Raw genomic sequence first — 20,843 nt, 5'->3', positions numbered from 1 at the left:
ATGACCGACGACGCCACTCCCGCGCCCGCCTCCGCTGGCCCCGGCGCCCCGCCGGCCGACAGCTTCGCGGTCATTCCCGTCCGCAACATGGTGCTGTTCCCGGAGGTCGTGACGCCCATCACCATCGGCCGGCCCCGCTCGGTCGCGGCCGCCCAGCAGGCGGTGCGCGAGCAGCGCCAGGTGGTGATCGTGCTGCAACGCGATCCCGAGAACCCCGAGCCCGGGCGCGCCGAACTGCACGACGTCGGCGTGGTGGCCAACATCCTGCGCTACGTGACCGGAGCCGAGGGCGAGCACCATCTGATCTGCCAGGGCGTCCAGCGTTTCAGGATCACCGAAACCCTCGACGGCTGGCCCTATCTCGTGGCGCGTGGCCTGCATCTGGCCGAGCCCACCGACAGCGGCCCGGAGGTGGAGGCCCGCTTTCTGAACGTCAAGCAACAGGCCCTGGAGGCCCTGGAGCTGTTGCCTCACATCCCGGAGGAGTTGCGCCAGACGATCCAGGCCATCTCCGCGCCCGGCGCCCTGGCCGATATGGTCGGAGCCTATCTGGACGCCAAGCCAGAGGAGAAGCAGGAGATCCTGGAGACCACCGACCTGGTGGCCCGGCTCGACAAGGCCTCGGCCCTCCTGGCGCAGCGGCTGCAGGTGCTGAGGCTCTCGGCGGAGATTGGCCGCCAGACCCAGGCGGCCTTCGGCCAACGCCAACGCGAGGCGGTGCTGCGCGAGCAGATGGCGGCCATTCAGCGCGAGCTGGGCGAGGGTGAGGGTGGCGGCCAGGAGATCGCCGAGCTCGAGGCGGCCATAGACAAGGCCGAGATGCCCGAGGAGGTGGCCGCCCAGGCCCGCAAGGAGCTGCGTCGCCTGCAGCGCACGCCGGAGGCGTCGTCGGAGTACGGCATGATCCGCAGCTATCTGGACTGGCTGCTGGAGCTGCCCTGGGCCCCGCCGTCCCCCATGCCGATCGACATCGCCGAGGCCCGTCGCGTCCTGGACGAGGACCACTTCGGTCTGGAGAAGATCAAGACCCGCATCCTTGAGTTCCTGGCCGTGCGCAAGCTGGCGCCCGAGGGCAAGGCTCCGATCCTGTGCTTCGTGGGCCCGCCGGGGGTCGGCAAGACCTCCCTGGGCCAGTCGATCGCGCGCGCCATGGGCCGCAAGTTCGCCCGCATCAGCCTGGGCGGCCTGCACGACGAGGCGGAGATCCGCGGTCACCGCCGCACCTATGTCGGCGCCCTGCCCGGCAATATCATCCAGGCCATCCGCAAGACCGGCGCCCGTGACGCGGTGATGATGCTGGACGAGATCGACAAGATGGGCGCCGGCGTCCACGGCGATCCGTCCGCCGCCATGCTCGAGGTGCTGGACCCCGAACAGAACGGCAGCTTCCGCGACAACTATCTCGGCGTGCCCTTCGACCTGAGCCGGGTGGTGTTCATCGCCACCGCCAATATGCTCGACACCATTCCCGGCCCTCTGCGCGACCGGATGGAGATCATCTCCCTGCCCGGCTACACGGCCGGCGAGAAGCTGCAGATCGCCACCCGCTACCTGGTGCGCCGGCAACTGGAGGCCAATGGCCTGACGCCCGAGCAGGCGGAATTCGACGAGGCGGCCCTGGCGCGGATCATCGTGGACTACACCCGCGAAGCCGGGGTCCGCAGCCTGGAGCGCGAGATCGGCCGCGCCCTGCGCCATGTGGCCGTCCGGATCGCCGAGGGCTCCACCCAGCACGTCCGCATCACCCCGGCCGATCTCGCCGACATCCTCGGTCCGCCAAGGTTCGAGAACGAGGTGGCCATGCGCACCAGCGTCCCAGGCGTCGCCACTGGCCTGGCCTGGACGGCGGTGGGCGGCGAGATCCTGTTCATCGAGGCGGCCCTGATGCCGGGGGCCGGGCGGCTGATCCTCACCGGTCAGCTTGGGGAGGTGATGAAGGAGAGCGCCCAGGCCGCGCTCAGCCTGGTCAAGACCGAAGCCGCCGCCCTGGGCGTGGATCCGGCGCTGTTCAAGAAGAACGACATCCACGTCCACGTCCCGGCCGGCGCGACGCCGAAGGACGGGCCCAGCGCCGGCGTGGCGATGTTCATCGCCCTGACCTCCCTGCTCACCGGCCGCACCGTGCGCAGCGACACCGCCATGACCGGCGAGATCAGCCTGCGCGGCCTGGTCCTGCCGGTCGGGGGCATCAAGGAGAAGGTGGTCGCCGCCGCGGCGGCCGGGGTCAAGCGCGTGATGCTGCCGGCCCGCAACCGGCGCGACTACGAGGAAATCCCGCAGGAAGCCCGCGAGCAGCTGGAATTCGTCTGGCTGGAGAAGGTCGGCGACGCCGTGGCCGCCGCCCTCGATCCACCGCCCGCGGCCAAGGCTCCGGGGCCGGCTCGCGCGGCCTGACCCGGCCTGGGCGTCGGGGGGCCGCCGCCTTTCCTTCCCGGGGCGGTCGCGGCGACTTGATCGCGCTCAATGTCGGGGGCGCCAAGGGGCGCACAGTCGCGGCAGACAGGAGATTTTCCATGCAAAAAGCCCCCATCATCTCGCTCTTGGCGATCTGCGGCCTGGCCGCGACCACGACAGCTTGCGAGCGCAAGACGGAACCCGCCCCGGCCGCCAAGCCGACCGTTGCCGCTGCCGCGCCCGTCGATCCGACGAGCCTTTGGCTCATCGAGGTGGTGGACGGCGGCAAGGCCGTGAGCTCGTTGCGGATCTGCGCGGACCAAAGCGTCCAGGCCTCCTTCGCGCGCCCCGCCCCGGAAGTGAACGGCCAGCCCTGCGTCCGGGTGGGCGAGGCGGTGGAGACCGGGGACACCTATTCGGTGCGCTGCCGCATCGACGATCAGCTCTACCGCGTCGGCTCCTCGGTCGAGGGCGACCGCGAGAAGGACTTCAAGGTCGACATGGCCGTCACGCGCCAGGACAAGAAAGGGCCGAATTTCGAGCAGGTCCGCCACTACCAGCGCCTCGGCGCCTGCCCGACAGGCTGGGTGATCGGCGACTCCGCCGCGCCCGGCGCCGCCAAGATCGTCAACACCCTGACGGGCGCCACCCGCGACGCGACGGCGCCGGCGCCCTAGGCGGATTGCGGGAGGTTCTGCGTGGCGGGCCGCGCGGTCGCCAAGGCCGGCGCGGCGCTTGATGGATCGCAAGGCGGCCCCGCCTGAACGCCCCAGTGTTCGACCGTCGCAGCACGCGAGGTTTGTGATGAACGACAAGGCCCTGCAGGACATCGTCGCCGTCGAGCTTGAGCGCCTGGACGCCGGCGGCGCCATCGCCGCCACGGTCTTCGAGGGGGTCGTGAGCCTCACGGGCTCGGTTCCCGACGAGATGCGGCGGCTCCTGATCGAGCAGGAACTGCTGCGGCTGCCCGAGGTTCTCGATGTCCGCAACCACCTGGAGGTGGCCGCGCCCCCGGGGGACGCCCGGGCCCGCCTCCTGACGCTGCTGGGGCGCGAGGGCGTGCCCTGCGATGGCCTCGAGGTCGCGGAAGTCGACGGCGCGGTGATCCTGTCTGGCCGCGCGGCGAGCTGGTTCGATCGCGACGCCGCCGAGCGGCTCGCCTGGACCCTCCCCGGCGTCCGGTCGGTGGACAACCAGATCACCCTGCCGCCCGGCGCGGTGCGGCCGAACGCCGACGGCGTCACCGACCCCCTGGCTTGACCGTGACCTGGCCCCCCATCCGCAAGACGCCGCAAGATCGCGCCGGGGCGAACGTGAAGGACTACGAGTCCGAGGCCGCCGCCTTTTCGTGGGCCGCCGCCCGGGCCGAACTGCAGGGACTGCCGCAGGGCGGTCTGAACATCGCCCACGAGGCGCTGGACCGGCACGTCCAAGCCGGCCGCGGCGCCCAGCTGGCCCTGCGCTGGATCGGTCGCGACGACACCGTGCGGGACTTCACCTATGCGGAGTTGACGATCCAGGCCAACCGCTTCGCCAACCTGCTGCTGAGCCTGGGCGTGAACAAGGGCGACCGGGTCTACAGCCTGCTGGGCCGGACGCCGGAGCTCTACTTCGCCGCCCTGGGCGCCCTGAAGGCCGGGGCGGTCTTCACCCCCCTGTTCTCGGCCTTCGGCCCCGAGCCGATCCGCGCCCGCATGGAGATCGGGCAGGCCAATGTCCTGGTCACCTCCGAGACGCTGTATCGCCGCAAGGTGGAGGCCTGGCGTGACGAGGTGACGAGCCTGCGACAGGTGCTGCTGGTGGACTGCCCAGGCGAGCCGCCGGCCGGGACGATGGCGCTGGAGCCCGCCCTGGCCCAGGCCGATCCGGAGTTCACGACCGCGCAGACCGCGCCCGAGGACATGGCCCTGCTGCACTTCACCAGCGGCACGACGGGGCGGCCCAAGGGCGCGATCCACGTCCACGAGGCGGTTGTGGCCCACCACATCACCGGCCGCACCGCCCTCGATCTGCGCCCGGGCGACATCTACTGGTGCACCGCCGACCCGGGGTGGGTGACCGGAACCTCCTATGGAATCATCTCGCCCCTGACCAATGGGGTGAGCCTGATCGTCGATGAGGCCGAGTTCGACGCCGAGCGCTGGAGGACCATCCTGCAGGCGCAGAAGGTCACCGTCTGGTACACCGCCCCCACCGCCATCCGGATGCTGATGAAGGCCTGGGCGCAGGACCCCCGGCCCTACGAGGTTCCAGCCCTGCGGTTCATGGCCAGTGTCGGCGAACCGCTGAATCCCGAGGCGGTCGTCTGGGGTGTCGAGGCCTTCGGCCGGCCCTTCCACGACAACTGGTGGCAGACCGAGACCGGCGGCATCATGATCGCCAACTTCGCCGCCATGGACATCAAGCCCGGCTCCATGGGCCGGCCCCTGCCCGGCGTGACCGCGGGGATCGTCGAGCGGCTGCCCGACGGCTCGGTGCGGGAGGTCGACAAGCCCATGGCGCTCGGCGAGCTGGCCCTGCGGCCGAGCTGGCCCTCGATCATGCGGGGCTACCTCCACGAGGAGGAGCGGTTCCGCAAATGCTTCGTCGGCGGCTGGTACCTCTCGGGCGACCTGGCGATGCGGGATTCCGACGGCTACTACTGGTTCGTCGGACGGGCCGACGACGTGATCAAGAGCGCTGGCCACCTGATCGGGCCCTTCGAGGTGGAGAGCGTGCTCATGGAGCATGCCGCGGTGGCCGAGGCCGCCGTGATCGGCCTTCCCGATCCCATCTCCGGCGAGGTGGTGAAGGCCTATGTGGCCCTGAAGCCCGGCCTGGTCGGCGACGAGGCCCTGCGCCGCGAGCTGCTGGGGCATGCCCGCAAGCGGCTGGGCGCGGCGGTCGCGCCCAAGGACATCGCCTTCCGCCAGAACCTGCCCAAGACCCGCAGCGGCAAGATCATGCGCCGCCTGCTGAAGGCCCGGGAGCTGGGCCTGCCGGAGGGCGATCTCTCCACCCTGGAAAGCGAGGAGCGATGAGCGACAGCGCCCTGAAGCCCCACCTGTCCCACGCCCACGTCAGCGAGCAGCTGGGGCGCATGATCCGCATCCGCGCCTTCGAGCAGGCCTGCGCCGAGGCCTACACCCAGGAAAAGATTCGCGGCTTCCTGCACCTCTATGACGGCGAGGAGGCGATCGCCGTCGGCGTCGTCCCGCTGCTGGAGGCCCGCGACCGGGTGGTCGCCACCTATCGCGAGCACGGCCATGCGCTGGCCCGCGGCGTGCCCATGACCACGGTCATGGCCGAGATGTTCGGCAAGCAGTCCGGCTGCAGCGGCGGGCGCGGCGGCTCGATGCACCTGTTCGACCGGGCGGCGAACTTCTACGGCGGCAACGCCATCGTCGGCGGCGGCCTGCCGGTGGCCACAGGTCTGGCCCTGGCCGACCGCCTGCGGCAGGAGGACAATGTCACCGCCTGCTTCTTCGGCGAGGGCGCGGTGGCCGAGGGCGAGTTCCACGAGAGCCTGAACCTGGCCGCGCTCTGGGACCTGCCGGTGCTCTTCGTCTGCGAGAACAACCGCTACGCCATGGGTACGGCCCTCGATCGTTCGGAGGCCGAAACCGACATCCACCTCAAGGCCGAGAGCTATCGCATCGCCTCGGAAGTGGTGGATGGGATGGACGTGGTGGCGGTGGAGGTGGCGGCACGCCGGGCGATCGCCGCGGTTCGCGAGACCGGCAAGCCCTTCTTCCTGGAATGCCGCACCTACCGGTTCCGGGCGCACTCGATGTTCGACGCCCAGCTCTACCGGGACAAGGCCGAGGTCGAGGCCTGGAAGGCCAAGGACCCGATTTCACGGTTCCGGGACTGGGCGCTCTCGGCCAACCTCCTCCACGCCGAGGACGTCGCGGGGATGGAGGCGCAAGCCGCCGCGGAGGTCAGCGCCGCGGTCGCCTTCGCCGAGGCCGCGCCCTGGGAGCCGGTGGCCGACCTCACCAGATATGTCTGCGCGCCCGAGCGTCCGCCGCCCCCGGAGATCGCCGCATCCACTGCGCCGCCGCAGGAGACCACCTATCGTGAGGCCGCCAAGCAGGGCATCCGCGACGCCATGCTGCGCGATGATCGGGTCTTCCTGATGGGGGAGGATGTCGGCAAGTACGGGGGCTGCTACGCGGTCTCCAAGGGCCTGCTCGACGAGTTCGGACCCGCCCGCATCCGCGACACCCCGCTCTCGGAATCGGCCTTCACCGGCGCCGGCCTGGGGGCCGCCATGGCCGGGATGCGCCCCATCGTCGAGCTGATGACGGTGAACTTCAGCCTGCTGGCCCTGGACCAGATCCTCAACAACGCCGCCACCATCCGCCACATGTCGGGCAATCAGTTCGGTTGCCCGCTGGTGATCCGCATGGCCACCGGCGCGGGCCGCCAGCTCGCCGCCCAGCACTCCCACAGCCTGGAGGGCTGGTACGCCCACATTCCGGGCCTGCGCATCCTCGCCCCGGCGACGGTGGAGGACGCGCGCGGCATGCTCTGGACCGCCCTGCAGGAGCCGGACCCGGTGCTGATCTTCGAGCACGTCATGCTCTACAATCGGACCGGCCTGCTCTCCCCCGACGCCGGCGCCGTCGACATCGACAAGGCCGCGATCCGCCGGCCGGGCAAGGACATCAGCCTGATCACCTATGGCGGCTCACTCTGGAAGACCCTGGAGGCGGCGGAACTGCTGGCGGCCGAGGGCATAGAGGCCGAGGTGCTGGACCTGCGGGTGCTGCGCCCCCTCGACGAGGCCGCCATCCTCGCCTCTGTCGCCAGGACCCGCCGCGCGGTGATCGTCGACGAGGGCTGGCGCTCCGGCGCCCTCGCCGCCGAGATCGGCATGCGGATCGCCGAACAGGCCTTCTTCGAACTGGACGCCCCACCCGCCCGGGTCTGCAGCCAGGAGGTCCCGATCCCCTATGCGCGGCACCTCGAAGAGGCCGCCCTGCCACAGGTCGACAAGATCGTCGCCGCGGCCAAGGCCGCGTTGGGGCGCGCCTGACCATGGCCGAGTTCCGCATGCCGTCGCTTGGCGCGGACATGGAGGCGGGCACGCTCGTGGAGTGGCTCGTCAAGCCGGGCCAGGCGGTCAAGCGCGGCGACATCGTCGCGGTGGTGGAGACCCAGAAGGGCGCCATCGAGATCGAGATCTTCGAGCCCGGAACGGTGGAGCGCCTGCTGGTCGAACCGGGCGCCACCGTCCCCGTCGGCGCCCCGCTGGCCATGATCCGCGGGCAGGGCGAACCGGCGCAGGGCGCCGCGCCGGCCGAGCCGGTCTCCCCGCCCGCGCCGCCGCCCCTCGCGCCCCCACCCGCGCCGCCTGCCCCTCCGCCGCCCGCCCGGCCGGCCGATCGGGTGCGGATTTCCCCGGCCGCCCGGCGGCTCGCCGCCGAGCGTGGCCTGGACCTGGCGACGCTTACCGGCACGGGTCCGGGCGGTGCGATCCAACTCGTCGACCTTCCCGCCGCCCCGCCGGCGGCGCCCGGGGCCGCGCCCTTCGATTTCAGCCAGATGCGCGCGGCGATCGCCGCGGCCATGTCGCGCTCCAAGCGCGAGATCCCGCACTACTACCTCGCCGACACGGTCGAGGTGACCGCCGCCCGCGACTGGCTGGCCGCGGTCAACGCCGAGCGGCCGCCCGAGACCCGCCTGCTGATGGGCGCGCTGTTCGTCAAGGCGACGGCGCTGGCCGCCCGCGCCTATCCGGAGTTCAACGGCTTCTTCGAAGATGGCGCCTTCCGGCCGAGCGCCGCCGTCCATGTTGGCATGGCCATCGCCCTGCGCGGCGGCGGCCTGGCGGCGCCCGCCCTGCACGACACCGCCGACCTCAGCCTGGAGGCCCTCATGGCGCAGATGCGCGACCTGGTGGGCCGGGTCCGCGCCGGCCGCTTCCGCAGCTCCGAGATCGCCGATCCCACGCTGACCGTCTCCAGCCTCGGGGATCGGGGGGTCGAGGCCCTGTTCGGGGTGATCTACCCGCCCCAGGTGGCGATCGTCGGCTTTGGCAAGGTGGTCGAACGCCCCTGGGTCATCGACGGCGCCATAGGCCCCCGGCCCGTGGTCAGCCTGACGCTCGCAGCCGACCATCGGGTCAGCGACGGCCACCGGGGCGCTCTCTTCCTGGCCGAGATCGGCCGATATCTGCAGACTCCGGAGTCCCTATGAGCGACGCCGATATCCTTGCCGTGATCCGCGAGGAGCTGGCGCGCCTGGCCCCGGAGATCGCCTTCGAGGCCCTCGAGCCGACGCGCGATCTTCGCGATCAGGTCGACCTGGATTCCATGGACTTCCTCAACCTGCTGACCGCGCTGCACCAGCGGCTGGGCGTCGAGATCCCCGACGCGGAGGCCGCGAAGCTCTCCAGCCTCCAGTCGCTGGTCGCCTATCTGGCGCGCAGGGGCGCGGCGGCGCGCCCCTGAAGGGCGACTCGCGAAATGCATGGTGGCGGCTTGCCTTGGAGGCGGCCGGCGCTGGACGTCAAATGCCGCCGAGGCGAACAAACTCGACATCCGCGGGACGCCGGTCCGGCGGGGCGACGGCCGCGGCGGGTCGACCGAGGATGATCGGCGCCACCGGCCTCAGGCCGTCGGCCATGCCCAGCCAGGCCTTGGCCTCGGGACTGTTGAGCCAGAGCTCGGCAAAGCCGATCCAGCAGGAGCCCAGCCCTTGGGCGTGGGCCGCCAGCATCAGGGTCTGGGCCGCGAGGCAGCAGTCCTTGACGGCCATCTCGTCCGGCTCGGTGGCGCAGACGATGACCAGGGCCGGCGCGTTGTAGAAGATGTTGAAGTCGGGCTGTTCGAGCATGCCGCGCACCGCGGCCAGTTCCGGCCGGCGCGTCGCCTCCTCGAGCATCAGGCGCTTGGCCGCCGCGGAACAGCGCGCCAGGACATCTCGCCCCTCGAGGACCAGGAAACGCCAGGGCTGGCGATTCATGCCACTCGGCGCCCAGACGGCGCTGTCGATGACCGCGCCGATCAGATCGCGGGACACCGGCTCATCGAGATAGTCGCGCACCGCACGGCGGCCCCGAAGTCCTTCCAGCACCTCCATCGGCGGCTCCCTTCCTCAGGCTGACACCAAGCTCACCACCGCTACTGGCAGTAGTGCCTCAGACCGTCATAGCCGAGGTAGGTGCGGCTGCGGGGGTCGTAGCTGCGGTACTTGCGGGCGCAGTAGGTGTCCCAGCTGCGGTCGGCGCTCTGGGCGTGGTCGGCCTGTTGCGCGGACCCGACGATGGCGGCCCCGAGGGCGAAGCCGAGGATGCCGGCGATCAGGGCGGTGCTGTCGTCGTCGCGATGGCCGCGGCGGCGTTGATAGTCCTGGGCCCAGCGATCGCGCTCCCGGTCGTGACGACGCCACTCCTGCTCATCGACCCAGCGGTCATTGTAGTAATAGCGTCCACCATCGTGGCGCGGGCCGGCGTCCCGCTGGGGTTGTCCGCGCCAGGCGTCGCCATAGGGCCTCGGCTGGGCGACGGCGGTCTGCGCGAGCATGAGGGCGGCCAGGCAACCGGCGGTGAGGGCGGACAGCTTTCGCATCATGGAATCTCCATCACCGGTGCGGCGATGGTCGAGCTTGCCCCCCTGGCGGACGGCCACCTTGACGGGGATCAAGTGAGGGGCGGCTTTGCGCGCCAGGCGCCGAAGCGGCATGCTGGCCATATGCCGACGCCCCTCCCCGCCTCCGAGATCCCGCTGCTGGTCATCATGGGTGTGGCTGGGTCCGGCAAGTCCACCCTGATGCGGGCCCTGGCCGCGCGGCTGGGCTGGACCTGGCGGGACGGGGACGACCTGCACCCGGCCGCCAATGTCGCCCGCATGGCGCGGGGCGAGGCGCTCACCGACGCCGACCGCGCGCCCTGGCTGGCGGCCGTCGGCGCCTGGCTCGATGCGCGCCGGGCCGAGGGAGAGCCGGCGATCGTGGCCTGCTCGGCCCTGAAGCGGATCTACCGGGACGGCTTGCGGGCGGGCCGGCCGGGGTTGCGGTTCGTCTGGCTGACGGGCGAGCCAGGGGTCCTGGCTCAGCGCCTTGCCGACCGCACCGGTCACTTCGCGGGCCCGGACCTGCTGGCGAGCCAGCTGGCGACCCTGGAGCCGCCGTCCCTGGACGAGGGCGTCATCACGGTGGACATCACCCTGCCGACCCAAGCCCAGGCCGACCGGGTGATCTCAGCCCTGGGATCGGCCCGCGCCGTCACCGGATCGGGTGACCGCCGACCCGGGCCGCTCTAAGGAAGGCGCTTCGTCGCCAGCCCAGGAACCGAGACCCCGATGAGTGAACCCGCCGCCCAGCGCCCCGAGACCCTCGCCATCCACGCCGGGGCCACGCCCGATCCCACCACCAAGGCGCGGATCACGCCCATCTATCAGACGGCGTCCTACGTCTTCGACGACAGCGACCACGCCGCGGCCCTGTTCAACCTGGAGGCCGGCGGCAATATCTACACCCGGCTCGGCAACCCCACCCAGAGCGTGCTGGAGGCCCGCGTCAGCGCCCTGGAAGGCGGCATCGCCGGCCTGGCGGTGGCCAGCGGCCACGCGGCCCAGTTCCTGGTGTTCCACACCCTGCTGGAGCCCGGCTGCAACATCGTCGCCTCCCGCAAGCTCTATGGCGGCTCCATCAACCAGCTGTCCCAGAGCTTCAAGAAGATGGGCTGGGGCGTCACCTTCATCGACACCGACGACGCCGCCGACTACGCCAAGGCGATCAATGACAAGACCCGCGCGGTCTTCATCGAGTCCATCGCCAACCCCGGCGGCGTGATTTCCGACATCGCCGCCATCGCGCAGGCGGCCCATGCCGCGGGCGTGCCCCTGGTGGTGGACAACACCCTGGCCTCTCCCTACCTGTGCCAGCCCTTCGCCCACGGGGCGGACATCGTGGTCCACTCCCTGACCAAGTTCCTGGGCGGCCATGGCAATTCCATCGGCGGCATGATCGTCGACAGCGGTCGCTTCGACTGGACGGCCGGCGGCAAGTACCCCTACCTCTCGACGCCCAACCCCAGCTATCACGGCAAGGTCTTCACCGAGGCCTTCGGCCCCGCCGCCTTCATCGTCGCCTGCCGCGCGCTCGGTCTGCGCGACCTGGGCCCGGCGATCTCCCCCTTCAACGCCTTCATGATCCTGACCGGGATCGAGACCCTGCCGCTGCGGATGGAGCGGCACTGCCAGAACGCCCTGGCCGTGGCGCAATGGCTGCAGGCCCACCCCAAGGTGGCCTGGGTCTCCTATGCCGGCCTGCCGGGCGACCGCTATCACGCCCTGGCCCAGCGCTATGCGCCCAAGGGCGCCGGGGCGGTGTTCACCTTCGGCCTGAAGGACGGCTACGCCGCCGGGGTGAAGCTGGTGAGTTCGGTGAAGCTGTTCTCGCACCTGGCAAATATCGGCGACACCCGCAGCCTGATCATCCACCCCTCCTCCACCACCCACCGGCAACTGGAGGAGGCCGACCAGATCGTCGCCGGCGCCGGCCCCGACGTGGTGCGGCTGTCGGTGGGCCTCGAGCACATCGACGACATCATCGCCGACCTGGACCAGGCGCTGGCGGGGCTCTGAGGCCGGTTGCGGCGGGGCGGCGGGGCTTAGTCTTCGTCGTCCTGCAGCACCTGCAGCACCTGGGCGGCGACCGAGACGGCGATCACCTCCGGGGCGCGGCCGTGCAGTTCGGGGATGCCGATCGGGCATTGCAGGCGGGCGATCTGGTCGGCCGGCAGGCCGGCCTCGGCGAGGCTCGCCAGGATCTCGTCGCGCTTCTTGCGCGAGCCGATCATGCCGCAGTAGCGGAAGCGGCCGGCAGTCAGGATCGCCTGGGCGATCTTGCCGTCCAGTTCGTGGGTGGCGCTGGCGATCAGAGCGTAGTCGCCCGCCTCCAGGCAGCCGGCCAGCTCCACCATCTCGTCCTCGCTGAGGATGACGGCGGGCTTGTCGGCCCGGGTGTCATAGGCCTCCACCTCGAAGGGCAGGAGGGCGAACTGGCGGGCGAAGGCCTGGCCCGCCGGGCCCGCGCCGAAGATCGCCAGGCGCGGGCGTCGGGGCGCCGGGACTTCGGCCATCGCCCCTACTCGGCCACCATCATGGCCGGCCGGGCGGCCTGGGCCAGACGGCTGACCAGGGCCTCGTACTGGGCCCACAGCTCCTTGGGCATGCGGTCGCCGAACTTCTCGTAGGCCGCCGGGATCAGGGCCGCCTCCTCCTGCCAGACCGCCGGGTCGACGGTGAGCAACAGGTCCAGCTGGGCCTCGGTCAGGGTCAGCCCGCCCAGGTCGAGGCTGTCGACGGTGGGGACGCGGCCGATGGCGGTGTCGGTGGCCTGCGCCTCGCCCTCGAGGCGCTCGACGATCCATTTCAGGACACGGCTGTTCTCGCCATAGCCCGGCCAGACGAACTTGCCGTTCTCGTCCTTGCGGAACCAGTTGACGAAATAGATGCGCGGCAGCTTCGAGGCGTCGGCCCCTGCGCCCATCTTCAGCCAGTGATCGAAGTAGTCGCCCATGTTGTAGCCGCAGAAGGGCAGCATGGCGAAGGGGTCGCGGCGCAGCTCGCCGATCTTGTTCTCGGCCGCCGCGGTGCCTTCCGAGGCGACATTGGAGGCCATGAAGACGCCGTGGGCCCAGTCGAAGGCCTCGGTCACCAGCGGCACGGCGCTGGCGCGGCGGCCGCCGAACAGGATGGCCGAGATCGGCACGCCCTTGGGATCTTCCCATTCCGGGGCGATCACCGGGCACTGCGAGGCCGGCACGGTGAAGCGGGCGTTGGGGTGGGCGGCCGGCTGGCCGCTGTCGGGGGACCAGGGCTGGCCCTTCCAGTCGGTGAGTCCCTCGGGGGGGCTTTCGGTCAGGCCTTCCCACCAGACGTCGCCGTCGGCGGTGAGCGCCACATTGGTGAAGACGCTGTTGGAATGCAGAGAGTCGATGGCGTTCTTGTTGGTCACCATGCCGGTGCCCGGCGCCACGCCGAAGAAGCCGGCCTCCGGATTGATGGCGTAGAGCTGGCCGTCGTCGCCGAAGCGCATCCAGCAGATGTCGTCGCCGATGGTCTCGGCCTTCCAGCCCGGAAGGGTGGGCTGCAGCATCGCCATGTTGGTCTTACCGCAGGCGCTGGGGAAGGCGGCGGCCACGTAGCGGACCGCGCCTTGCGGCGAGGTCAGCTTGAGGATCAGCATGTGCTCGGCGAACCAGCCCTCGTCGCGGGCCATGACCGAGGCGATGCGCAGGGCGAAGCACTTCTTGCCCAGCAGGGCGTTGCCGCCATAGCCCGAGCCGTAGGACCAGATCTCCCGGCTCTCCGGGAAGTGGACGATGTACTTGATCTCGTTGCAGGGCCACGGCACGTCGGCCTGGCCCTCGGCCAGCGGCATGCCCACCGAATGCAGGGCGGGCACGAAGAAGCCGTCGTCGCCGATCTCCTTGAGGGCGCCGGCGCCCATGCGGGTCATGACGCGCATGGAGATGGCCACATAGGCGCTGTCGGTGATCTCCACCCCCAGCTGGCTGATCTTCGACCCCAGGGGGCCCATGCTGAAGGGCACCACGTACATGGTGCGGCCCTTCATGCAGCCCTTGAACAGGTCCTGCAGGTCGGCCCGCATCTCGGTGGGGTCGAGCCAGTTGTTGGTGGGGCCGGCGTCGATTTCCAGTTCGGAGCAGATGAAGGTGCGGCTCTCGACCCGGGCGACGTCGCGGGGATCCGACGCGGCGAAGAAGGAGTTGGGTCGGAGGGCGGGATTGAGGGGCTTCAGGGTGCCGCCGGCCACCAGCTCGGCGGTCAGCGCGTCCCACTCGGCGTCGGAGCCGTCGCACCAGTGAACCCGGTCAGGCTGGGTCAGGGCCGCGGTCTGGGCGACCCATTCGATGAGCTTGGCGTGCTTGGTCGGTGCGGGGAAAAGCCCCGGAATAGTCGTGGTGGCGGTCAAAGCAGAAACTCCCCAGCCGGCCCCAGGCGCTGACGCGCCCCAATGTGGGGCCGATCCCTAATGAACCAAATCCTAAATGGCGAGGCCTGCAAAGCAAACCCGGCGCCGAAATCTGTTGTTAAGCCGAATGTTACGCGGCGTAAGCCGCAATAGGCGGGTCAAAACGCCCTATATAATATGACAAAATGGATGTCCAAAGACAGCGTGGATCCTCAAATCTCAGCTGCACTCTAGGAGCCCGGCGCAAAATGACACCGGTGTCTACGAGAACCTCCCGAACCGGTGAGTTCAAACGAAAGAGGACGCGGCGCAAGACGCCGCGTCCTCCTGTTCGCTCAGCCGTGGCGGTCGGCTACCACTTGTAGCTCAGGCGGCCATAGACGAAGCGGCCGTTGAACCCGAAGGGCGAGAAGCCCGGGAAGCCGATGGAGCCCGTCGCGCCGTTGACGCTGGTGGGCGTCGTGCGGGGATACTCATCGAGGATGTTGTTGGCGCCCAGGGCCACCGTCACGCCCATGGGGAAGGTGTACCGGCCTTCCAGGTCCACCAGGGTCGCCCGGCCCGTGCCGTTGTCGAAGGCCGGGTTGTTGCTCGGCGACAGCACGCCGTCATAGTCGGTGACCTTGGTGCTGATGGCGACATTGTTGCGCGTCCAGTCGGCCCCGAACACCAGCTTGCGTTCCGGGGTACCCTCTTCGTAGGTCAGGCGATTGGCCCGGTCGAACAGGAAGGCCGGCTGCGGCAGGGCCGACAGAGTCGGCAGGGCCGGGGTCTTGGTGACCTCGGTGGAGTTGAAGTTCGCCGCCGCGGTCAGGTCCAGGCGGCTGTCGCCCAGGTCGAAGTGATAGCGGGCGACGACGTCGAGGCCCTTGGTGGTGGTGTCCACGCCGTTGATGAAGAAGCGCGCGGCGCTGACGCCGAAGGGGGCCAGCAGGGCGTTGATCGCCGCCGCGGTCGCCGCCGGGGTGTTGGTGTTGGGCAGGTTCTCCGAGAGCACGATGCGGTTCTCGAGTTCGATCTGATAGGCGTCGACCGTCAGCTCGAAGGCCCCGGCGCGATAGACCACGCCGAGCGAGTAGTTGACGGAGGTTTCCGGCTCCAGGGGCTTGGCGCCGAGGGCGCGGGCCACGGGGCTGGACACCGGGAAGGTGCCGACCTCGATGAGCTGGAAGGTCGAGCCCACCAGCACGTTGTTGGTGGAGGTGTAGGTGAAGTACTGCTGCTGCAGGGCCGGGGCCTTGAAGCCGGTGGAGACGGCGCCGCGCAGGGCGAAGGCGTCGTTGAAGTCATAGCGCAGGGCGATCTTGCCGGTGCCCTTGCCGCCGAAGTCCGAATAGTCCTCGTAGCGGGCGGCGATGTCGAAGCCGAACTTGTCGGTCAGCTTGCCTTCCACGTCGGCGTAGACGGCGTAGTTGTGACGCGAGACGTCCACCTCGTTGGCGGGGCGGAAGCCGGGGAAGCCCTGGGAGACGCCGGCCTTGGTCGGGTCGGGGCCGACCGTGTAGGAGGCCGGCTCGCCCGCGCCGATGGCGAAGGACTCGTCACGATATTCCAGGCCGCCGGCCACGTTGAGCGGCTCCACCAGGCCCACATCGAAGGTGCGCGACAGGTTCAGGTCGACGATCCACTGGGCGTACTCCAGCGAGCCGGCCTTGAAGGTCCGCGGCGAGGCCGCGCCGTAGGAGGCGTTGATCGAGTTGACCACCGTGTAGTCCAGCTCGTTCTTGCCGTAGTTGGCCGACAGGTCGACCTTCCAGCCGGCCGCCTCGCCCTTGATCCCACCCTGGACCGTCAGATCCTTGATCTCGGTTTCGATCTGCGGAAGGAAGCCGCCCGGATAGACCGCCGGCACGTTGTTGGCGTTGTTGTAGGCGCGCGCGGTGGCCGCGGCGTTGGTGTCGCGGTGCTGGTAGCCGGCGAAGCCATAGACCGACCAGGTGTCGTTCAGCGGCAGGCCGGCGTTGGCGAACACCGAATAGCTCTCCACCTTCGGGTCGCCGTAGCGGCCGATGATGCGGCCCTGGTTGTAGAGCGGCAGGACCGTGCGGTCGGCGTAGTCGGAGCGGTTGGTGGCGTGGCGGTTCACGTACTCGCCCGACACCGTCAGGAAGCCGCCGTCGCCCAGGCCGAAGCCCTGCCAGGCGGCGACCGACTGGGTCACGCCGTCATGGGCGTCGCGCTTGCCGCGCGCCGTGCGCACGGTGGTGTCGTAGACGCCGTAGTTCAGGGTCATGCCGCCGCCGGAGGCCGCCTCGCGCAGGCGGATGTTCATCACCCCGGCGATGGCGTCGGCGCCGTACTGGGCCGAGGCGCCGTCGCGCAGGACCTCGACGCGGTCGACGGTGACGGTGGGGATGGTGTTGAGGTCGAAGGCGGTGGAGCCGCGGCCGATGGAGCCGTTCACGGCCACCAGGGCCGAGACGTGGCCGCGCATGCCGTTGACCAGGACCAGGGTCTGGTCAGGGGCCAGGCCGCGCAGGGTGGCGGGGCGCACGTGGTCGGTACCGTCGGTGATGGCGGGACGCGGGAAGTCCAGGGCCGGGGTCAGGTTGGCCAGCGCCTGGGCCAGCTCGGTGGAGGCGCCCTGGCGGGCGATGGCCTCGGCGCCGATGACGTCGACGGGCACCAGGGTGTCGAGGCGCGAGCGTCCGACGACGCGGGTGCCGGTGACCACCAATTCCTCGGCGGTGACTTCGCTGGAGGCGGCGGGCGCCTGGGCGGCGGCGACGCCGGCCCAGAGGGTGGCGGAGGAGGCGGCGGCGAAGAGAAGCGAGCGATAGCGCATTAAGAAAACCCCAAGTTCATTCTGACGAGTCGAACAGTTGGGGGCTTTTAGGGCTCGGGCGGCCAATTAAGGTCGCATTAATGTCACGAAGGACGCAATTCCATTGTGAAGCTTCTACGGTGAAGCTTGAGTATTTTTCGGCCGCACCGCCTCAAAAGCCGGACAGATCGACTTTTCAGATTGACCGTTCGATTGTAGCAAATCGGACCAGGCCGGAAGATATTCTTCACGCCATCGCGCGCGCCACCAAGCGCTACGCTGGAGGCGCGGGTCTCAGCTCCGCGCCGCCTGGAACCGGCTCAGCTCGGCGATCGCGCAGATGATGTGGGATCGGCCAAGTCATGCATCCGGTCTAGATGCACTGGTAGACAAACTATGGGTGGGATCAGGCGTTATCGGACAACTATGGCGAGGAGGCGGGGATGGCCGCCACGCGCCCGCGAACATCTTCGGCTCGCGGGGCTTGGTGTCGCGCCACCCTTCCCCCAAGATCACGACATGATATTCGCCCGCTCGCCCGCGAAAGCTCCAGCCTCGCTCGGGGTCGGCGATCGCGCCCGGCTGGGACTTGCGCTGGGCATAGTCCTGACTTGGATTGGCCTTGGACTGGGCGGATGTGCCACAGCGAACGGGCCAATCGCCGTCCATCCACGCTTGGGAAGCGTCGAGCCGTTCTTCGAATGTCGTGGCCAAGCCACAACGGCTCCGACGGTCGTGCTTGAAGCCGGCGCCTTCGGCACCTCCGCCGACTGGGGTCTCGCGATGCGGGATCTCGGCGAGACGGGGCGCGTCTGCGCCTACGACCGCCTGGGGCTCGGCCGGTCGCCGGACCGGACGAGCCCACCGACGCCGGAAAACATCGCGCGCGACCTCAGCAACGCCCTCAACAGCGTGGGGGAGACCCAGCCCGTCATCCTCGTGGGCCACTCCAATGGCGCCTTGTATGTCGAAACCTTCGCCGCCCTGTTTCCCGCGCGCGTGGCGGGGGTGCTCTATGTCGATGGCGTCGGCAGCGACGACCTCGACGAACCCTTGGTGATGTCGGACCTGCAGGATGAGGAAACCCTGGCCCGCCTGGCGGCGATCGGCGGCCGCATGGGCCTGGCGCCGCTGGTGGTCCAACCGACGATCGACGCGATCGGGCTGCAAGATCCAGCGGCGCATCGCAAGTGGACGGCCCTCACCTCCCCCCGACACCTGCAGAATGCCCGCGATGAGGTCCTGCAAATCCTGCCTGGCCTACGACGGGTGAGGGAAATCGGCGGGGTCGGCCGGGCGACGCCCACCGCCGTGATCGTGGCCAGTCTCGCGCCAACCGATCCGACCGACAGGGCATGGCGGCAGGCCCAGGCCGCACCGGCGCGGTGGGCGTGCCAGGGCTGGGTCCTCGACGCCGATGGCGCCACCCACGTCTCCCCGCTAGGGCGCGATCGGAGCTACCTGCTGGCCGCGATTGCGTGGCTGAAGACGCCTGGTCTCAAGTCTGCGCGGGCCTGCGACGCGCAGGGGTTTCGCCAGTAGGCGGTGGATAGGCTGACGCACTCGGCCGCCCCATCGACTCGGCTCAGTTCCGCGCCGCCTGGAACCGGCTCAGCTCAGCGATGGCGCAGATGATGTGGTAGAAGGAACTCGCGGGCGCGGGCTCGTCCACGAAGGTCCCATCAGGACGCATCTTGTCGAACCAGACGCCGACAGCCGGGGTCTGCAGATACCGCCAGAGGCCATTGGCGGCCACCAGGGCGTCATCTTCCTCGCCCAGGATCAGGGCGGCCTTCAGATACTCGGTCTGCGGCCAGAGCCGGGCGCTGGGGTCCCGGATCGAGAAATCGTCCCACAACGCATTGACCGCCACGCCGCGAAGCGGATCCACGCCCTTGCGGCCGATCTGGAACAGCTTGCGCGCCGCCGCCCTCGCCTTCCCGTCGCCGCGCTGGCGGCCCCAGCGCTCCAGCAGCCAGGCCCATTCGAACTGATGGCCGGGCTCGACGAGCCGGCCGTCGTCGCCGGGCGCGGGCTTCCAGGTTTCGTCAAAGAACTCCCGCAGAAAGCCGCCTTCGGGATCGATAAAGATGGTGGCGGCCATGCCGACGATCTCGTCAGCCAGCCGATCCCAGGAGGCTTCGCCCGCCTCGCTCCAGGCAAGGGCGGCCTCGAGGATATGCATGTGGCAGTTGGACTGGAATGGGTGGTCTGAGGTCTCTTTGAACCCGCCACCGGAATGGCGAAGGCTCTGCAGCCCCTCACGCAGATGGTTGGCGGCTGCGACCAAGTCCATCTTGCCGGGGTCAAGGCGGCTCAAGGTGGCCATGCCCAGGAGCGCAAAGGCCTGGTCGTAGACTGCCGCGGTTTTGTCCAGAACGTCGCCTTCGGCGCTGAGCAGACTACGGAAGAGACCATCGGGCCGTTGAAAGCGCTCGAGCGCATAGTTGAGACCGTGCCACGCGGCTTGCCGCCAAGGGCCCTGCCAACCGAGCTCACCTGCGGCGCCATAGGTAAAGACCTGGCGGCCCTGGACGCGACCACGACGGGGCGCCGGACGCGGCTCGCCGTCAACGCTCAGCGCTTCGATGAAGCCGCCGCGCTCGTGGTCGGCGCCAACCGCCCACCACAGCGGCAAGGCGCTCACGCGAAGCCAATGATTGTAGGCCTCGTTCGCCTCGGCGAGGCTCGCAAAGGCGTTCGGCTTGGACTGGGTCTTCAATTGATCCACGGCGGCCTTCACCAACTGACTGTGGCTGAGATCGCAGACCAGGATGTCATCGCCGTCAACCACCACCGCGACGTCCTTCAAGCCAATCACCGCCACCTGGACGCCGGCAGGCGCACGGACCAGCGAGTTGGAGCTCTCCACAAACAGCGCTGCGCCCGATGCCGCATTGCCCGCCCCGGTCTTGGCGCTAGCCGCCCACACGGCGTCCCAGGCCCCCACATCAGACCAGGCGAAATCGACCGGAAGCACGGTCGCGCGCTTGGTCTTCTCCATCACGGCGTAATCGATGGAAATCTTCGGGGCGCTCCGAAACGCCTCCCCCAGAACCAGAACGCCGTCCGAGGCCTTTCCATCACCGACGGCCGCGTGCGCCGCGGCAAAGGTTTGCGGCGCGTGAGCGGCAAGCTCTTCGGCGAGCACAGCTGTCGCAACGACGAAGTTGCCGCTGTTCCAGAGGTAGCCGGCGTCGACATAGGCCTTGGCTGTGGCCACGTTGGGCTTCTCAACAAAGGCGGCGACAGGTGAAACCCCATCGCCTCCAACCGCCCGAATGTAGCCATAGGCCGGGGATGGCGACGTCGGTCGCACGCCGAGCGTGACAATACTGCCAGCGTGCGCGCTGATCACCGCCACCTCCACAGCGGCGCGGAAGGCATGGTCGTCTGGCACGTCATGGTCAGCGGACACCACGACCGCGATACCGAGCGGGTCTCGCATGTTGATCCAGGCGGCGGCCGCAGCCATGGCGGCGGCGGAATCTCGCCCCTCCGGCTCCAGCAGCAATACCCCTTCCACCCCCAGTTCGGCGAGCTGAGCAAGGATCGCGGCCTGATGGGCGACGCCGGCAACGACGACCGGGGGCGCGGCATCCGTCAGACCGATGACCCGCAGGACCGTGTCTTGGAAGCTCGACCTCGCGCCCGTTAGTGGCACAAACTGCTTCGGCCGCGCTGGGCGCGAGGCCGGCCAAAGGCGGGTACCAGACCCGCCGCACATGATCACCGGATAGACCGCCATCGCCCG

Annotated in this window: 16 protein-coding genes; 10 read left to right on the top strand and 6 right to left on the bottom strand. The window is 69.6% G+C overall.

Translation table 11 applies throughout. The annotated features are described in order from the left end of the window. The 7 genes from lon (at position 1) to AC1RN5_RS04445 (ending at position 8,831) form a co-directional block, all read left to right on the top strand. On the top strand, positions 1–2,394 hold the full coding sequence (lon, locus tag AC1RN5_RS04475) for an endopeptidase La (RefSeq protein WP_493040046.1): 2,394 nt from the start codon (positions 1–3) through the stop codon (positions 2,392–2,394). A 119-nt stretch (positions 2,395–2,513) separates the two neighbouring features. Beyond that, positions 2,514–3,071, top strand: a complete 558-nt coding sequence (locus tag AC1RN5_RS04470; RefSeq protein WP_493040045.1) for a hypothetical protein — start codon at positions 2,514–2,516, stop codon at positions 3,069–3,071. 127 nt (positions 3,072–3,198) lie between these two features. After that, on the top strand, positions 3,199–3,654 hold the full coding sequence (locus AC1RN5_RS04465; RefSeq protein ID WP_493040044.1) for a BON domain-containing protein: 456 nt from the start codon (positions 3,199–3,201) through the stop codon (positions 3,652–3,654). Between the two features lie 2 nt (positions 3,655–3,656). Next, positions 3,657–5,414, top strand: a complete 1,758-nt coding sequence (gene acsA, locus AC1RN5_RS04460) for an acetate--CoA ligase (protein WP_493040043.1) — start codon at positions 3,657–3,659, stop codon at positions 5,412–5,414. Beyond that, positions 5,411–7,414, top strand: coding sequence for a pyruvate dehydrogenase (acetyl-transferring) E1 component subunit alpha (pdhA, locus tag AC1RN5_RS04455; protein ID WP_493040042.1), 2,004 nt, complete (start codon positions 5,411–5,413; stop codon positions 7,412–7,414). Before acsA ends, pdhA begins: the two co-directional genes overlap by 4 nt. A gap of 2 nt (positions 7,415–7,416) precedes the next feature. Then, positions 7,417–8,577, top strand: a complete 1,161-nt coding sequence (locus AC1RN5_RS04450) for a dihydrolipoamide acetyltransferase family protein (RefSeq protein WP_493040041.1) — start codon at positions 7,417–7,419, stop codon at positions 8,575–8,577. Beyond that, positions 8,574–8,831, top strand: coding sequence for an acyl carrier protein (locus AC1RN5_RS04445; protein ID WP_493040040.1), 258 nt, complete (start codon positions 8,574–8,576; stop codon positions 8,829–8,831). The genes AC1RN5_RS04450 and AC1RN5_RS04445 overlap by 4 nt, the downstream gene beginning before the upstream one ends. A 58-nt stretch (positions 8,832–8,889) precedes the next feature. Here AC1RN5_RS04445 and AC1RN5_RS04440 read toward each other — a convergent pair whose 3' ends face one another. Both AC1RN5_RS04440 and AC1RN5_RS04435 read right to left on the bottom strand, forming a co-directional pair. After that, positions 8,890–9,462, bottom strand: a complete 573-nt coding sequence (locus AC1RN5_RS04440) for a nitroreductase family protein (RefSeq protein ID WP_493040039.1) — start codon at positions 9,460–9,462, stop codon at positions 8,890–8,892. Positions 9,463–9,503: 41 nt separating this feature from the next. Then, positions 9,504–9,950 (bottom strand): BA14K family protein, encoded by a 447-nt coding sequence (locus AC1RN5_RS04435; protein WP_493040038.1) that lies wholly within the window; start codon positions 9,948–9,950, stop codon positions 9,504–9,506. Between the two features lie 123 nt (positions 9,951–10,073). Here AC1RN5_RS04435 and AC1RN5_RS04430 point away from each other — a divergent pair, with 123 nt between their 5' ends. Together AC1RN5_RS04430 and AC1RN5_RS04425 are read left to right on the top strand one after the other, a co-directional pair. Beyond that, positions 10,074–10,643 carry a gluconokinase gene (locus tag AC1RN5_RS04430; RefSeq protein ID WP_493040037.1) on the top strand — a complete coding sequence of 190 codons (570 nt, stop codon included), beginning with the start codon at positions 10,074–10,076 and terminating at the stop codon, positions 10,641–10,643. Positions 10,644–10,682: 39 nt separating this feature from the next. Beyond that, positions 10,683–11,969: an O-acetylhomoserine aminocarboxypropyltransferase gene (locus AC1RN5_RS04425; protein WP_493040036.1), complete on the top strand. Its 1,287-nt coding sequence runs from the start codon at positions 10,683–10,685 to the stop codon at positions 11,967–11,969. Positions 11,970–11,995: 26 nt separating this feature from the next. On the opposite strand, the gene AC1RN5_RS04420 is transcribed toward AC1RN5_RS04425, so the two are convergent. The 3 genes from AC1RN5_RS04420 to AC1RN5_RS04410 all read right to left on the bottom strand — a co-directional run bounded on the left by AC1RN5_RS04420 (position 11,996) and on the right by AC1RN5_RS04410 (position 17,110). Beyond that, on the bottom strand, positions 11,996–12,466 hold the full coding sequence (locus AC1RN5_RS04420; RefSeq protein ID WP_493040035.1) for an XdhC family protein: 471 nt from the start codon (positions 12,464–12,466) through the stop codon (positions 11,996–11,998). A gap of 5 nt (positions 12,467–12,471) precedes the next feature. Next, complete coding sequence (locus AC1RN5_RS04415; protein WP_493040034.1) at positions 12,472–14,325, bottom strand: phosphoenolpyruvate carboxykinase (GTP); 1,854 nt, start codon at positions 14,323–14,325, stop codon at positions 12,472–12,474. Between the two features lie 352 nt (positions 14,326–14,677). Then, positions 14,678–17,110, bottom strand: a complete 2,433-nt coding sequence (locus AC1RN5_RS04410) for a TonB-dependent receptor plug domain-containing protein (protein WP_493040033.1) — start codon at positions 17,108–17,110, stop codon at positions 14,678–14,680. A 714-nt stretch (positions 17,111–17,824) separates the two neighbouring features. Between AC1RN5_RS04410 and AC1RN5_RS04405 the strand changes: the two genes are divergently transcribed. Then, entirely contained in the window at positions 17,825–18,631 is an 807-nt protein-coding gene (locus AC1RN5_RS04405) for an alpha/beta fold hydrolase (protein ID WP_493040032.1), read from the top strand. Positions 18,632–18,674: 43 nt separating this feature from the next. Here the strand turns inward: AC1RN5_RS04405 and AC1RN5_RS04400 are convergent, their stop codons facing one another. Then, on the bottom strand, positions 18,675–20,837 hold the full coding sequence (locus AC1RN5_RS04400; RefSeq protein WP_493040031.1) for an AGE family epimerase/isomerase: 2,163 nt from the start codon (positions 20,835–20,837) through the stop codon (positions 18,675–18,677). Between the last annotated feature and the right edge of the window lie 6 nt (positions 20,838–20,843).

This window comes from Phenylobacterium sp. GW821-FHT12F10, assembly GCF_058806695.1.
Note: the sequence above shows the minus strand (reverse complement) of the source record. Positions and strands in the feature narration are given on the sequence as shown.